At 66.9% G+C, this 14,692-nt stretch carries 11 protein-coding genes; 1 reads left to right on the top strand and 10 read right to left on the bottom strand.

Features of this window, described 5'->3' with window-relative positions; all coding sequences use genetic code 11:
* Nucleotides 1-66 precede the first annotated feature (66 nt).
* The 9 genes from BDO18943_RS33740 to BDO18943_RS33700 form a co-directional block, all read right to left on the bottom strand.
* Entirely contained in the window at nucleotides 67-972 is a 906-nt protein-coding gene (locus tag BDO18943_RS33740; RefSeq protein ID WP_235996262.1) for a carbohydrate porin, read from the bottom strand.
* A gap of 135 nt (nucleotides 973-1,107) precedes the next feature.
* Complete coding sequence (locus BDO18943_RS33735; protein ID WP_175025682.1) at nucleotides 1,108-2,268, bottom strand: Gfo/Idh/MocA family protein; 1,161 nt, start codon at nucleotides 2,266-2,268, stop codon at nucleotides 1,108-1,110.
* Complete coding sequence (locus BDO18943_RS33730) at nucleotides 2,265-3,074, bottom strand: ThuA domain-containing protein (protein ID WP_175025681.1); 810 nt, start codon at nucleotides 3,072-3,074, stop codon at nucleotides 2,265-2,267. Before BDO18943_RS33730 ends, BDO18943_RS33735 begins: the two co-directional genes overlap by 4 nt.
* Nucleotides 3,075-3,165: 91 nt before the next feature.
* On the bottom strand, nucleotides 3,166-4,302 hold the full coding sequence (locus tag BDO18943_RS33725; RefSeq protein WP_175025680.1) for an ABC transporter ATP-binding protein: 1,137 nt from the start codon (nucleotides 4,300-4,302) through the stop codon (nucleotides 3,166-3,168).
* 35 nt (nucleotides 4,303-4,337) lie between these two features.
* Nucleotides 4,338-5,168 (bottom strand): carbohydrate ABC transporter permease, encoded by an 831-nt coding sequence (locus BDO18943_RS33720; protein ID WP_089453659.1) that lies wholly within the window; start codon nucleotides 5,166-5,168, stop codon nucleotides 4,338-4,340.
* A 1-nt stretch (nucleotide 5,169) separates the two neighbouring features.
* Complete coding sequence (locus BDO18943_RS33715) at nucleotides 5,170-6,126, bottom strand: carbohydrate ABC transporter permease (RefSeq protein WP_235996261.1); 957 nt, start codon at nucleotides 6,124-6,126, stop codon at nucleotides 5,170-5,172.
* Nucleotides 6,127-6,194: 68 nt separating this feature from the next.
* A complete protein-coding gene (locus BDO18943_RS33710) occupies nucleotides 6,195-7,463 on the bottom strand; it encodes an ABC transporter substrate-binding protein (protein WP_175025679.1) in 1,269 nt (422 codons plus the stop codon).
* A 157-nt stretch (nucleotides 7,464-7,620) separates the two neighbouring features.
* Nucleotides 7,621-10,224 (bottom strand): PAS-domain containing protein, encoded by a 2,604-nt coding sequence (locus BDO18943_RS33705; RefSeq protein ID WP_089453660.1) that lies wholly within the window; start codon nucleotides 10,222-10,224, stop codon nucleotides 7,621-7,623.
* A 4-nt stretch (nucleotides 10,225-10,228) separates the two neighbouring features.
* The gene (locus BDO18943_RS33700) at nucleotides 10,229-10,951 is read right to left on the bottom strand and encodes a winged helix-turn-helix domain-containing protein (protein ID WP_175025678.1); all 723 of its coding nucleotides are present in this window, start codon (nucleotides 10,949-10,951) and stop codon (nucleotides 10,229-10,231) included.
* Nucleotides 10,952-11,532: 581 nt separating this feature from the next.
* Between BDO18943_RS33700 and BDO18943_RS33695 the strand changes: the two genes are divergently transcribed.
* Nucleotides 11,533-12,396: a crotonase/enoyl-CoA hydratase family protein gene (locus BDO18943_RS33695; RefSeq protein ID WP_043178398.1), complete on the top strand. Its 864-nt coding sequence runs from the start codon at nucleotides 11,533-11,535 to the stop codon at nucleotides 12,394-12,396.
* 48 nt (nucleotides 12,397-12,444) lie between these two features.
* On the opposite strand, the gene pdeR is transcribed toward BDO18943_RS33695, so the two are convergent.
* Nucleotides 12,445-14,448 (bottom strand): cyclic di-GMP phosphodiesterase, encoded by a 2,004-nt coding sequence (gene pdeR / locus BDO18943_RS33690; RefSeq protein WP_175025677.1) that lies wholly within the window; start codon nucleotides 14,446-14,448, stop codon nucleotides 12,445-12,447.
* Between the last annotated feature and the right edge of the window lie 244 nt (nucleotides 14,449-14,692).

The following is a 14,692-nucleotide window of genomic DNA, read 5'->3' as shown; positions in this document are numbered from 1 at the left end:
TCCAATGCAAACCAAAGTAGACGTTGGAGGCAGGCGATTCATTTACGTTCAATCAAGAATCGAACGCTACACTAGCAGGTTGGTCTGCACGTGCTGGACCGTGAACGACCAGCCGCTGTGCGCGTCCTGCAGCATGCCGCCGGCATTCAGCACCGGCGCGCGGGCCGGGATGTAGGACAGCCCGAACTGCAGTTCGCCGCCGGGGTTCGGGTGCACGCCCGACAGTTGCAGGTCGTGGCGTGTCGCGTAGTTGGGCTGATCGATGTAGTCCTCGCGGAACAGCGCGTAGCTGAGCTTCAGGCCGCCGCCGATCGGCACGTTCTCGACGCCCGCGCCGAGGCCGCTCGGGTTCCAGTAGTAGAAGTCGTTCATGTGAACGTCGTTGCGCCGGTAATAGATGCGCCCGAACCAGATGCGCATGTCGTCGAGCCCCGGAAAGTTCGTGAGCTGCACGTACGACTGCGGCAGGCGAATCCTTCCGTGATTGCCGTCGAAGGTCGGCGTGCGGTCGAGATCGTTGACGAGGCTCGCCATGCCGACTGCCGACAGCTGCATGCCGTTCGAAAACTTGTACAGCGTCTGGTCGATCTCCAGTTCGCTGTAGATCTGGCATTCGTTGCCGAGCCGGTATTTGCTCGGTGCGCCCGGCAACTGGAAGCAGGCCTGCGAATGGCCGTCGCTCGCGCCGACGCCGGCCCGCAGATAGCCATGGAACTGCGTCCACGGCGTCAGCTGGTTCCAGGCCGACGACGGCGTCGGCGTCGCCACGTTGACAGCACTCGTGTCGGCCGGCACGACGCCGGTGGCCTGCGAGAGGCCGCCCGGCGCGCTCTCCGCGGCGACCGTCGTCTGGTCCGGCGCCGCATGCAGCGCGGCCGACGCAACGGCCAGCGAGAACGCGGCAGCAAGCCGCGTGAGCCTGAACGGGGTGCGTGCGGGGCCGCGCACGGCGCAGCCTGCTTCGTCGATCATGAACGTGTCTCCAAACGTTGTCAGTGCGCCGCGTGCGATGCGCGGCGTCATCGAATAGGTGTGTGTGCTGCGTCGTCCGCGATGCTGCCGGCCAGCCGGCGCGCTGGACGATCCGCGCGCCGGCCCCGCACGAACTCAGCCCGCGACTTCAGCCGGCGAGTCGAGATCGAGCACCGGCGGCACGTCGGTGGCCGCCGGTCCCGGTGCGTGAATGCGGATCGGCTCGCCCGCGGCTGCGCTCGCATAGATCGCGTCGAGAATTTCCATCACGATCAGCCCTTCCTCACCGGGTGCGGGATGCGGAACGTCGCACAGAATCGCTTCCGCGTAGTCGTACATCGCCGAATGCGCGCCTTCCGCGGGCGGATTCAGGCGCATGTCGAATTGCGCGCCGTTCTGCTCGATGAACACGTGCGCATCGAACGTGTAGCCCTCGTTCAGGTTCTTCTGCAGCAACCCGGCACGCGTGCCGAGGAGGCGGGTTTCCATCAGCTCCGCTTCCTGGATGTTGGTTGCCCATGACGCCTCGAGCGCGAGCGTCGTGCCGTTGTCGAAACGGATCAGCGCGGCCGCGAGATCCTCGACGTCGAACGTCTTGCCCGCGCGCGCGGCCAGTTCACGCGCGATCGGATCGTAGGTGCTGCCCATCACCCATACGGGCTTCGGATAGCCCATCAGCCACAGCGCGAGATCGAGGCGATGCACGCCGAGATCGATCAGCGGCCCGCCGCCCGCCAGCGCCTTCGTGCCGAACCAGCCACCAAAACCGGGCATGCCCCGCCGGCGATGCCAGACCGTACGTCCGAAATAGAAATCGCCGAACAGGCCGCTTTCGACCTGCGCCTTCAGCGCGCGCGACTGCGCGCTGAAGCGGTACGAGAAATTGATCATCAGCCGCTTGCCGGCACGCTGCGCGGCGATCAGCATCTCGCGCCCCTCGTCCGCGTTCAGCGCCATCGGCTTCTCGCACAGCACGTGGCAGCCGGCGTCGAACGCGGCGAGCGTCAGCTCGCGATGGAATTTGTTCGGCGTGCACACGCTGACGATGTCGAGCTTCTCTGCTGCAAGCATCGCGTCGGCCGACGCGTAGCGTGCGTCGATGCCGAACGTGTCGCCGACCTTTGCGAGCCGCTTCTCGTCGGGATCGGCAATCGCGACCACGTCGACATCGGGGTGCTCGCGCCAGCCTTCGATATGCTTGCGGCCGATCCCGAGCCCGATCACGCCGACGCGCAGGCGACGGCCGCGTGCGATCGCCGCCGCTTCCGGCAGCTCAACCTTGTAATCGTCGTTCATGCGAGGTCTCCTGCGCTTTGCTGGATGCCGACGTGCGCGAACTGCTGGCTCTTCTCGCTGAGCGTTTCGAGCGGCGGCGAGTTCGGGCAGCGGTCGGTGAGGTTCACGCGCGGCGCGGCCCACTGCACCGCGTTCGCGATCACGCGCTGCACGTTGCGGTCGTGATAGGTCGGATACGCTTCATGCCCGGGGCGGAAATAGAAGATCCGGCCGTGGCCGCGCTCCCAGCAGCAACCCGAACGGAACACCTCGCCGCCCTCGAACCACGAGATGAACACGGTGCTGTCCGGTTGCGGGATGTCGAAGCGCTCGCCGTACATCTCCTCGTGCTGCAGTTCGAAATACTCGCCGAGGCCGGCCGCGATCGGATGCGACGGTTCGACGACCCACAGCCGCTCCTTCTCGGCCGCTTCGCGCCACTTCAGCGAACAGTTCGTGCCGAGCAGGCGGCGGAAGATCTTCGAGAAGTGCCCTGAATGCAGCACGATTAGGCCCATCCCTTCGAGCACGCGTCGCTGCACGCGTTCGACGATCTCGTCGGAGACCTTCGCGTGCGCCTTGTGCCCCCACCAGATCAACACATCGCACGCGGCAAGACGCGCTTCGCTGAGTCCGTGCTCGGGCTGGTCAAGCGTCGCGGTGCCGATCTCGAGCGGCAACGCGCCGTGTCCGAGCGCCGGCGTCTCGGCGAGGGCCATGGCGATCACCTGGTGCAGGCCATCGGGGTAGATCGCGCGGACGCCCGCGTTTTCCCGTTCGTGCTCGAACTCGTTCCACACGATCACTGAAAGCTTGTTGTTTAGCATGACTATCCTTTATCGATGAGTTGGCGCCAATTCGACAGCGGCCATGCGCCGTGGCCGCCTGAAACCTGTGGCTGGATTCGCCGCGTGCCGCTCAGACGATCGCGAGCGCCGGCGCGGCAGGCTCGCGCGGCGTCCGTGCCGCCGCGCGTCCGTCCGGATGAAACAGATGCAACGCGCCGGCCGGCAGGTCGACGCGCAGGCGGTCACCTATCCGCGCGCCGCCGGCATCGGTCTTCGCCACGATCGGCTGGCTGCACAGCGGTGTGTCGAGATACAGGTAGGTGTGTTCGCCCATCTGCTCGACGTGCGCGACCTGCCCCGTCACCGCACCGGTGCCAACCCGTACGTGCTCGGGGCGGATGCCGAGCGTCACGCCGGTGCCCGCCTCGAGGCTGTCGCCGGACACGCTGGCGTCGAGCGGGTAGTTGCGTGCCAGCGCGCGAACCTCGGTACGGCTTGCCGCCGCAACGCTTGCCGGCAGGAAGTTCATCGCGGGCGAGCCGATGAAGCCGGCGACGAACTGGCTCGCCGGACGGTGATACAGATCGAGCGGCGTGCCGATCTGGGCGATGCTCGGGATCCCGCTGCGTCCTTCGAGCGGCCGCAGCAGCACGATCTTGTCGGCGAGCGTCATCGCCTCGACCTGGTCGTGTGTCACGTAGATCATGCTGGTCCTGTCAAGGCTGCGGTGCAGCTTCGCGATCTCGACGCGCGTCTTCACGCGCAGCGCCGCATCGAGGTTCGACAGCGGTTCGTCGAACAGGAACACTTTCGGCTTTCGGACGATCGCGCGACCGATCGCGACGCGCTGCCGCTGGCCGCCGGACAGTGCGCCGGGTTTGCGTTCGAGCAGCTCGCCGAGGCGCAGCGACTCGGACGCGAGCCGCACCCTCCGGTCAATCTCGTCCTTCGGCAAGCGGAGGTGACGTAGGCCGAACGCCATGTTTTCGTAGACGGACATGTGCGGATAGAGCGCATAGCTCTGGAACACCATCGCGATGTCGCGCTGCGCAGGCGCGAACGTGTTGACACATCGGCCATCGATCCACACGTCGCCCGCGCTTTGCTCCTCGAGGCCGGCGACGATCCGCAGCAGTGTCGACTTGCCGCAGCCCGACGGGCCGATGAATACGCAGAACTCGCCCGGCTCGACCGTGAGATTCACGTCGCTGAGAATGGGGGCCGTGCCGAACTGCTTGTGGAGGCCGTTCAACTTGATCTGACTCATGTTTTCCCTCTTGATCCTGATCGGGTCGAGACGCGTCAACCCTTGACCGCGCCGGCGGTCAGGCCGGAGACGATGTGTCGCTGAAACACCAGCACCAGCAGCACGAGCGGCACCGTGACGATGACCGACGCCGCCATGATGGTTCCCCATGGCAATTCGTAGCTGCTCGCGCCCGAGATCATCGTGATCGCGACGGGTACCGTGCGCTGCTCCGACGAGATCGTGAAGGTCAGCGCGAACAGGAACTCGTTCCATGCCGACACGAACGCGAGCAACGACGTCGCGGCCAGCGCCGGCCGCAGCAGCGGCAGGAAGATCCGGAAGATCAGCGTGAACACGCCGACGCCGTCGACGAGTGCCGCTTCCTCCAGCTCGCGCGGCAACTCGCGCATGAACGTGACGAGAATCCAGATCGTGAACGGCAGCGTGAAGATCAGATCGGACAGCACCAGTGCGCCGAGGTGGTCGTACAGGCCGAGCGCGCGGACCAGCTCGAACAGGCCCGACAGGATCGCGACCTGCGGAAACATCGACACGCCGAGAATGCACATCATCAGCACCCCGCGCCCGCGGAACGACACGCGGCCGAGCGCATACGCGGCGAGCACCGACACCGCGAGCGACAGCGCGACAGCCCCGCCCGCGACGAGCGCCGAGTTCAGCAGGTACGCGCCGAACGGCTGGTCGCGAAACAGCTGGCGATAGTTGTCGAGCGACGGGCTCGCGGGGAAGAGGGAGGTATCGAACAACGCGTCACCATGCTTGATCGACGTGCCGATCATGTAGATGAACGGGAACAGCGCGATCACCAGCACGAGTGCCGACAGCAGCCCGTGGATCGCCATGTCGAGCGGATGCTTCTTCATGTCACGCCTCCTGCATCCGGCGGCGGCTGAGCGCCATGTAGCCGATGGTGAACAGCACGATCGTGGCGAACAACAGCATCGCCGACGCCGACCCGAACCCGACCTGCTGGAAATCGATCAACTGCTCGCGCACATAGACCGACATGCTTTTGGTGACCCGGCTGTTCGACGTCATCACGTAGATCAGATCGAACACGCGCAGCGCGTCGAGCGAGCGGAAGATCATCGCGACCAGCACGCCGGGCAGGATGAGCGGCAGCGTCACCGACCGAAACACGCGCCAGCGCGGCACGCCGTCGACACGCGCGGCCTCGTAGCAATCGCGCGGCACGGTCTGCAGCGCGGCGAGCATCAGCAACGCCATGAACGGCGTGGTCTTCCACACGTCGACGAGCACGATGGTCGGGAATACGAGCTGCGCATCGGCGGTGAACGCGAGCGGCTCATGGATAGCGCCGATCGACATCAGCATCGCGTTGACGATCCCGAACTGGTCGTTGAGCATCCAGCTCCAGATCTTCGCCGATACGACGGTCGGGATCGCCCACGGCACGAGCACTGCCGCACGCAGCAGCGTACGCAGCCGCGACGGCACGTCGAGCAGCAGCGCGACGCCGAGCCCGGTGCTCGTCTCGAGCACCACCGACACGACTGCGAACAGAACGGTATTGCCGACGGCCTGCCACCAGGCCGGATCGCGCAGCACGCCCGCTGCGCCGAGATAGTTGTCGAGGCCGACGAAATGACGCTGCGACAAGTCGGATAGCTGCGCGTCGGTCAGGCTGAACCACGCGGTGCGCAGCAGCGGCCAGCCGGCGATGGCCGCCAGCGCGAGCAGCGCAGGCGTCACCAGCAGCCACGCCTGGCGTCGACGCGCGTGAGCAAGCCCGGTCCGCACCCGGGCGGGCACACCAGCAAATGAAGGACTACTACTGATTTCGATGCTTCCGGTTCTCATTCGATGTCTCCTTTCAGGCCGGCACCCTACAAAGGCCGGCCCGATCGATCAAGCGCGCGCCGCGGCGCTCAGTGCCAGTTTCCGCCCGGCGCGAGCCGTTTAAGAGCGACCGCGAGCCGCGTGAGCGCGCCCGATGCGGTGTCGCTGCCGGCGAGCACGTCGTGCGCGGCGTTCCAGAACTGGTTGCTGACCTGGTTGTACTTCGCGCCCGTCACGGTCGATGGCCGCGCGACCGCCGTGCTGAAGGTCGGCAGCAGGTCGGCCATGAACGGGTTGGCCTGCAGGATGTCCTTGTCGCGATAGAGCGCCGGAAGCGTCGGGTTGTACGACCCCTGGATCGCACGCATCTTCTGCACTTCCGCGCTCGACAGGTACATCACAAGATCGGCGGCCAGTTTCGGGTTCGGCGAGTAACGCGACACGGCGAGCTGCCATCCGCCCAGCGCGGCGGCCGGGCGGCCGTCGGCGCCGCCCTTCGGCAGCGGCGCAATGCCGACCTTGCCCTTGATCGGGCTGCCCGTGCGATTCGCGATCGCCCACGCGTAGGGCCAATTGCGCATGAACACGGCATTGCCGGCCTGGAACACGCCGCGGGCCTCCTCTTCGCCGTAGTTCAGCACGGCCTTCGGGCTGATCGTGCCGACCCATTTCGCCGACTGCTCGAGCGCCTTGACCGCGCCAGGGTTGTCGATCGTCACGCGCCCCTTGTCGTCGACCACCGTGCCGCCGTTGTAGCTGCTGATCCATTCGAGCGCATCGCAGGTCAGCCCTTCGTACGCGCGCCCCTGCCACACGTAGCCCCAGACCTTTTCGTTGCCTGCGCTGCGCTCGCCCGACTGGATCCTGCGCGCGGTGGCGTCGAGCTCATCCCACGTTGCGGGTACTTTCGCGCGATACTTGTCGAGCAGGTCCTTGCGGTAGTAAAGCAACCCCGTATCGATGAACCACGGCATCGCGACCAGCTTGCCGTTCACCGTATCGTTCGCGACGATGCTCGGGAACGACTGGCTTTCGAACCCTTTGCTGTACGGCTTCAGGTCGATCAGGTGGTTCGCGAGGATGCCCGGCCAGACCGTATCGATCTGCATCACGTCGATCTTGTCCGAGCCGCTACCGAGCAGTTGCTGATAGAGCGCCAGCGTCTCGCTCGAGTTGTTTGGCATGCTGATGAATTCGACCTCGTTTCCGGTCTTCTCGGCCCAGCGCTTCGCCGAGACCTGGCAAATGTCCTGGTCGACGCCGGCTGCGCCACATGCGATCCGCAGCGTCGTCGCGCCGGCCGTGGCAGCCGTCATCGCGAGCGCCATCGTCAGCAAACCTGCCTTGAGCTTCGTCATTCGGTGTCTCCAGTTTTTTTCGAATCGTTCGAATCGCGCGCCGCGGTGTCGCGAGCGCGTCGCCGGGTGCCGTGGGTCTATGAGACTCCAGTCCGGTTAATCGAAAATTTCGGAAACGCGGCGCGCCATTAACAATCGAAACAATCGCCGTCGCGCGTCAGCCCAGCAGCGCGGCGAGTGCCGCGAGATCGAACGGCTTCGGCACGAACGGCAGGTCTGCGCGCCAGTCGGGATGGGTCTGATGAATCTCGGGCGGCAAGCCCGAGGTAAGCACGACGCGCTGTGCCGGCCAGCGCTCGGCGAGCCGCGCCGCGAACGCGATACCGCTGCCGCCCGCGCCGAGCGAGATGTCCGACAGCACGAGCGTGACGGGGCCGTGCTCGGCCAGCCAGCGGAATGCCGCGTCGCCGGTCGCCACCGCGTCGGCCCGCGCGCCGAGCGCCGCGAACTGGCTGAGCGCCGTGTCGCGCACCTCGGGATCGTCGTCCACCACGAGCACGCGAGCACCGGCTTGTCCGGCAACGGGCGCGGCCGCAACGACGGCCGGTGCGCCGCGCCGTTCGGGTGCGGCGCACTCGGGCAGCCACAGGTCGACGCGCGTTCCCTGGCCGACCTCGCTGTGAATGCGCAGATCGCCGCCGCTCTGGCGCACGAAGCCGTAGACGCTGCTGAGCCCGAGCCCGCTCCCCTCGCCGGCCGCCTTGGTCGTGAAGAACGGCTCGATCACCTTGTCGAGCAGCACCGGCGCGATTCCGCAGCCCGTGTCGGTGACACTCAGCACGATCGCCGGCGGCGCCGCGGCACCGTCCGCCGCCGGTTCGCGGCGCGCGGCCAGCGCCAGCGTCCCGCCGTCCGGCATCGCGGCTGCGCTGTTGAGCGTCAGGTTGAGGACCGCGTTCTCGAGCTGGCCGCGGTCGACGTTCACCCACATCGCGTCGGCGGCCGGCTCCAGCACGACGGTCACGCGCTGGCCCGCCGAGTATTCGACGAGATCGAGCATCTCCGCGAGCATCGCCCTGACCGACACGCGTTCGGCCTGCAGCGGCTGGCGCCGCGCGAACGCGAGTAACCGCCGCGTGAGCCGCGACGCGCGTTCGGCCGCGCGGCGCGCCCGCTCGGCCATCGTCTGCGCGTCCTGCTGCCCGTCGAGCCGCGGCAGCAGCAGCTCCAGGTTGCCGAGTATCGCGACGAGGAAGTTGTTGAAATCGTGCGCGACGCCGCCCGTCAACTGGCCGAGCACGTCCATCTTCTGTGCCTGGCGCAACTCTGCCTCGACCGCGCGCCGGCTCGTCAGGTCGCGGCAGACCGCCACCCATCCGCCGTCCGGAAGCGGCTGGCAGTGGAATTCGAGGGTCCGATGGTCGCGCAGGTGCAGTTCGGCCGATGCGGCAATGCGCGCGCCGTCCGACGTGCGGGTCGCGGTCTCGCGCGACACCTGGCGCCAGCGCGCGGGCTGATGCATGGCCTGCCGCAGCGTCGCGAGCGACAGGCCCGCATGCAGCGCTCCCGGGTCGATCCCGAGCAGCGTCGCGAAGGTCGGATTCCACGCGATCAAGCTGCCGTGCGTGTCGTGGACGGACACCCCGTCGTTCATCGAGTTGAGCACCGACTCCTGCAGGCGGCGCTGCGACTCGAGCCCCTGGGTCAGTTGCTCTTTCTCGATCAGGTTGGTGCGGAACACCTCGAACGCGCGCGCCAGCTCGCCGATTTCGTCCGGCCGATGCGTCGACGGCATCTGGTCGGACGTGATCCCTTTCGCGAGTCGCGCCATCACGCGCGTCATCGCCTGCAACTTGTGCAGGATGCGGCTCGCATACGCGACGCCGAGCAGCGCCACGGCGACGCCCGCGACGGCCAGCAGCAACAGGCCCGACTGGCTGGACACCGCGACCTTGCGCACCTTGTCGCTGCGTTCGCTGGCGATCTGCCGCAACCGCTCGACGTAGCGCGCCGACTTGCCGCTCAGGTGGTCCGCGTGGCCGCGCAGGAGCGTGACGAGATAGCCCGTCTGCGCTTCGCTCGACAAGAACTCGCGGCGCACCGCGAACGCGTTGCGCGTGCCGCCATCGAGGCGCTGCAGCGCGTCGGCAAGCGCCGGCTGGCGACGGTCTTCGCCGCGTTCACGCACGCGCAGCCACAGCGCCTCGTTATCGCTTTCCGCGCTGCCGAGCTCCGCCGCGTTCGCCGCCTGCAGCGCACCGGCCGTGCGTGCCCAGATCTCGAGCAGCGTCGGCGCGCGCTGCGCGATCACACTCTTGTCGCGCGCGATGCTGTCGCCGATGCGGTCGTTCGCGAGGCGCAGGTCGCTCAACTCCTCCTTGAGCTGCCGCTGCCGGCCTGACACGATCAGCAGCCGGGCGAGATCCTGGTCGATCGCGTCGAGATCGTCGATCACGGCAAGTTGTTCGCCCGCCTTCGCGGCGGGGCCAGGCTGTTTGCCGAAGCCGGGCGACAGCCGCCGGATGTCGCCGAGCAGGCCGCGCAGCAGCTCGGTGTCGTTGTGAAGCAGGTCTGGCGAATCGGTCAGCATCATGCTCGGCGCGACCGCGGCGAGCTGCGCGACCTTGTCCGACAACTCGAGCGCGCGGGCAATCTCCGGCACGACGTTCGCTTCGTATTCGTCGAGCGCGTTCTGGTTCGCGCGCATGCCGAGCACGCCGACCACCACGACCGCGAGCGTGATGCCGAACAGCAGCAGAAACGTCGCGATCAGCTTGGCCCGGACACTCCAGGGCGGCACCAGCCTGAACGTCGTCCGCATCGCGTCACACGCGCACGACGGGTACCGCGAACACATAGCCGATACCACGCTGCGTGCGGATATAGGTCGGCTGCTCGGGGTTCGGCTCGATCTTGCGGCGCAGGCGCAGGATCAGCACGTCGATCGTCCGGTCGTACACGTCGATGCCGAAGCCGCGCGTATGTTCGAGCAACTGGTCGCGGGACCAGACGCGCGACGGCTGCTGCACCATCGCGGCGAGCAGCTCGAATTCGCCCTGCGTCAGCGCGCACGGATTGCCGCCGTGCGTAAGCGTCCGCGCGGCGAAATCGAGCGTCCAGCCGTCGAAGCAGAAGCGCGGGCCGCCGCCGTTCGGTGCGGGACGCGGCATCGACAGCTCGGTCGTGCGGCGCAGCTGCGCGCGCACGCGCGCGATCAGCTCGCGCCCGGACACCGGCTTCGTGATGAAATCGTCCGCTGCGGTTTCGAGGCCGAGCACGCGGTCCGTCTCGTCGCCCAGCCCGCTGATCATGATGATCGAGACGTCGGACCGGCGTCGCAGCTCGCGCGCCACAGTCAGGCCATCCTCGCCGCGCAGCTTCAGGTCGAGGATGACGAGCGCGTGCGGCGCCGCGGCCAGTTGCTGCTGCATCATCGCCGCGCTGTCGGCCGTCGATACGTCGAACCCTGCCTCTTCCAGCACGCCCCTCAACCAGGCGCGCACCTCCGGATCGTCGTCCAGTACCAGGACCCGATGTTTCTCTGACATACGTGTTCTCCTCCATGCCGGCCGCGCTCGGAACGCGCGGCCGTGCCGGATGCGAATGTTGGCTGAAGCCGACCGACTCTGGCAAGTTCCGTCGGATGCCGGCCGCGGAGGAGATCTGCGTCCCTGCGTGCGGAACGGGGCACGCAGATATGAACGGGCGCGCGATTCTAACGCCGCAAAAAATTTGCCGGATCCCCGTCGGCACCCGTGAATACCCTGCACGGCGAGCGGTCGCGACACGCTCCCCGCATTGCCAATGCGTGGTTACGACTGCCTGCGTCGCACGCGGCATTGCCGCGCCGTTCTCAAGTTTGCCGTCATGCGGCCTGCCCGCATTCCGTCGTCACGTCCGGAACGCCGCGATACCGGCCCGGCCGGACGCTCCCCGCTCCTCGACCGTTTGTCCTCGACCGCCGTCCAGCATGGGCCCGCGCGCCTTTCCGGTGACCCATTCCACAGATACGCCGAATGTGCGCGCGCAACAATGGCGATGCCTCGCGCCCGGCGCCCGGCGGGAACTCGCCTCCCGCTCGGCACCGGGCGCGATGGTCTTCAAAAACCACATCTCACGAGGACATACCATGCAACTCCAATCCCATCCCGCGTGCCGCCCGTTTTATGAAGCCGGCGAACTCACGCAACTGACTGCCTTTTATGAAGAGGGACGTAATGTCATGTGGATGATGCTGCGATCGGAGCCGCGGCCGTGCTTCAACCAACAACTCGTTACCGACATCATCCATCTCGCACGCGTCGCGCGCGACTCGGGCCTGCCGTTCGACTTCTGGGTGACGGGCTCGCTCGTCCCCGAGCTGTTCAACGTCGGCGGCGACCTGAGCTTCTTCGTCGACGCGATCCGCAGCGGCAAGCGTGACCTGCTGATGGCCTATGCGCGCTCGTGCATCGACGGCGTGTACGAGATCTACACGGGCTTCGGTACCGGCGCGATCTCGATCGCGATGGTCGAGGGCAGCGCGCTCGGCGGCGGCTTCGAGGCCGCGCTCGCGCATCACTACATGCTCGCGCAGAAGGGCGTGAAACTCGGGTTCCCCGAGATCGCGTTCAACCTGTTCCCGGGCATGGGCGGCTATTCGCTCGTCGCGCGCAAGGCCGATCGGGGTCTCGCGGAGCAGTTGATCGCGACCGGTGAAGCGCACGCGGCCGAGTGGTACGAGGATCGCGGCCTGATCGACCAGACGTTCGACGCGGGCGACGCGTATCTCGCGACGCGCACCTTCATCGACGTGACGAAGCCGAAGCTGAACGGCGTGCGCGCGATGCTGCGCGCCCGCGAGCGGGTGTTCCAGCTAACGCGCTCCGAGCTGATGGACATCACGGAAGCGTGGGTGCATGCGGCGTTCACGATCGAGCCGAAGGATCTCGCGTACATGGAACGCCTCGTGATGCTGCAGAACCGGCGCGTGTCGAAGCTGCGCACCGTGTAATGCGACGGGCGCCGCCGCTTGCCGGCGGCGCCCGTTCATGAACGAAGCTCAGGCGATCAGCCTGAGCTTTCTCGTCTCCGCGAGCCACGCCTCGAACGCCTGCGCCGGCATCGGGCGCGCGTAGTAGTAGCCCTGCGCGTGATCGACGTCGAGCTGCTTGAGGAACTCGGCTTCCGCATGCGTTTCGACGCCTTCGGCAACCACCGCGAAATTCAGCGCCTTCGCGAGCGACACGACCGAGCGCACCAGCGCCTGCGAGCGCGGATTGCGGTCGATGCCCGTGATGAAACTGCGGTCGAGCTTGATCGCGTCGAGCGGCAGGCGCGACAGCTGCGACAGCGACGAATAGCCGGTGCCGAAATCGTCGAGATGGATCTCCGCGCCGAGCTGGCGGAACTGGCGCATCAGCCCGTTGGCCGCATCCTCGTCCTCGATGAAGCAGCTTTCGGTCAGCTCGATGTCGAGCAGGCCGGGCTTCAGCCCCGCGGCGTCGAGGATCGACGCCAGCTGGTACACGATGTTCATGTCCTGCAACTGCCGCGCGGACACGTTCACCGCGATCCGGATGCCGAGCCCCTTCGCCTTCCAGGCGGCGGCCTGCGCGGCCGCGCTGCGCATCACCCAGCGCCCGAGCGGCGCGATCAGGCCCGACTCCTCCGCGAAGCGGATGAATTCGACCGGCGCGACGAGCCCGCGGTCGGGCGACTGCCAGCGGACCAGCGCCTCGACACCGTGCACGTCGCCGGTCGCGATATCGACGACCGGCTGGTAGTGCAGCACGAACTGCTCCTCCTCGAGCGCCTTGCGCAGGTTCGTGTCGAGCCACATGTACTTCGCAACCTTCTGGTTCATCTCCAGCGAGAACACGCGATACGTATGCTTGCCCTCTTCCTTCGCGACGTACATCGCGGTATCGGCGCTGCGGATCAGCGTCTCGAGCGAATCGCCGTGCTGCGGATGCATCGCGATGCCGATCGAGCAGCTCGTGTAGACCTCCATCAGCCCGAGATGGATCGGCGTGCGCAGCCGTTCGAGGATGATCTGCGCGGTCGCTTCGAGCAGCGGCCGCGTGCCGTGCTCGAACAGCACGAGGAATTCGTCGCCGCCGAGCCGCGCGAGCGTCGCACCGGACGGCAGGCAGCCGCTGATGATCGACGACACGTCCTGCAGCAGCCGGTCGCCGGTGATGTGCCCGTAGTGATCGTTGACACGCTTGAAGTTGTCGAGATCGAGGAACAGGATGCCGACCTGCCCGCGCGACGCGGCGGTCTCCGCGGCGATCGCCGCGTGGATGCGCTCGCTGATCGCATGGCGGTTCGGCAGCCCGGTGAGCACATCGGTGTTCGCGAGTTCGCTGAGCCGCTGCTGCGCGCTGCGCTCCTCGGTGATGTCGATGCCCGAGCAGATCAGGAACTGCTCGTCGACGCCGCTGCCGCTCTGCACGAACTTGTTGCGGAACTGGAACAGGCGCGGCCCGTTGACCGTGTTGATGTAGCGCTCGACCGCGAACGAGTGGTTGCTCGCGAAAAAGCCGGAAATGTTGCTGCGCGACTGCGCGCCCTGCTCGGGGCTCATGAACAGTTCGAACGCGCTGCGGCCGATCACGTCGACCTCGCGCTTGCCCGTCACTTCCTCGCACAGGCGGTTGAAGCGCTGCACCATCCCGTTGCGGTCGAGGATCACGACGAGCGAATTCACTTCGGACACGACCTGCTCGGCAAACGCGAGCCCGTGCGCGAGATCGCCCGCGACGGATTCGGTATCGGAATACGCGGAGGCCGTGCCGGCCCAGTCGGTCGTGTCGACCTTCCGGCCGACGAGGTGGAGGCTGACGGGATTGCCAAACAGCGCGATGTCGAGCACGAGGTGCGACGTGACGCCGGTCAGCGCGCGGATGCGCGCGGCCTGTTCGACCGTCAGCGCAACGGCGACGTTGGTCAGGCCGCGGACGGCCGCCAGTTCGAGTGCATTGCTGTCGCTGCCGAGACGCCAGCAGGGGCTGCGCGTACCGACATGCGCCTCGAGCACCGCGCTATCGTTTTCGTCATCCATGGAGACGCCCCGATCCAGAAAAAACGCACAGTGTAGACGGAGCGAGCCGGCCGCCCGCCCTTCCGGGCCGCGCGTCGCGCGCACCCGGAACGGCGACCGTAATTGCCGTGATGATGGGCCTCGTCCCGTACTTGTTTCCAGCTAATGCGACCCGGCGTTCGCGCGTGATGCGCGCAGGTTGTGCCTAACGAATGATGAGAGCCATCTTATCAAATGACGATCATGATTGGCACTCACATTTAGA

The sequence above is a fragment of the Burkholderia aenigmatica genome (assembly GCF_902499175.1).
GTDB lineage: Bacteria > Pseudomonadota > Gammaproteobacteria > Burkholderiales > Burkholderiaceae > Burkholderia > Burkholderia aenigmatica.
The sequence above is the reverse complement of the archived record's forward strand: the minus strand, read 5'-3'. Positions and strand labels throughout refer to the sequence as shown.

Coding starts and splice junctions, on each gene's coding strand:
- BDO18943_RS33705 (WP_089453660.1), bottom strand. CDS start 10,224: ATGCGGACGACGTTCAGGCTGGTGCCGCCCTGGAGTGTCCGGGCCAAG.
- BDO18943_RS33740 (WP_235996262.1), bottom strand. CDS start 972: ATGATCGACGAAGCAGGCTGCGCCGTGCGCGGCCCCGCACGCACCCCG.
- BDO18943_RS33715 (WP_235996261.1), bottom strand. CDS start 6,126: ATGAGAACCGGAAGCATCGAAATCAGTAGTAGTCCTTCATTTGCTGGT.
- BDO18943_RS33710 (WP_175025679.1), bottom strand. CDS start 7,463: ATGACGAAGCTCAAGGCAGGTTTGCTGACGATGGCGCTCGCGATGACG.
- BDO18943_RS33700 (WP_175025678.1), bottom strand. CDS start 10,951: ATGTCAGAGAAACATCGGGTCCTGGTACTGGACGACGATCCGGAGGTG.
- BDO18943_RS33695 (WP_043178398.1), top strand. CDS start 11,533: ATGCAACTCCAATCCCATCCCGCGTGCCGCCCGTTTTATGAAGCCGGC.
- BDO18943_RS33725 (WP_175025680.1), bottom strand. CDS start 4,302: ATGAGTCAGATCAAGTTGAACGGCCTCCACAAGCAGTTCGGCACGGCC.
- BDO18943_RS33730 (WP_175025681.1), bottom strand. CDS start 3,074: ATGCTAAACAACAAGCTTTCAGTGATCGTGTGGAACGAGTTCGAGCAC.
- pdeR (WP_175025677.1), bottom strand. CDS start 14,448: ATGGATGACGAAAACGATAGCGCGGTGCTCGAGGCGCATGTCGGTACG.
- BDO18943_RS33720 (WP_089453659.1), bottom strand. CDS start 5,168: ATGAAGAAGCATCCGCTCGACATGGCGATCCACGGGCTGCTGTCGGCA.
- BDO18943_RS33735 (WP_175025682.1), bottom strand. CDS start 2,268: ATGAACGACGATTACAAGGTTGAGCTGCCGGAAGCGGCGGCGATCGCA.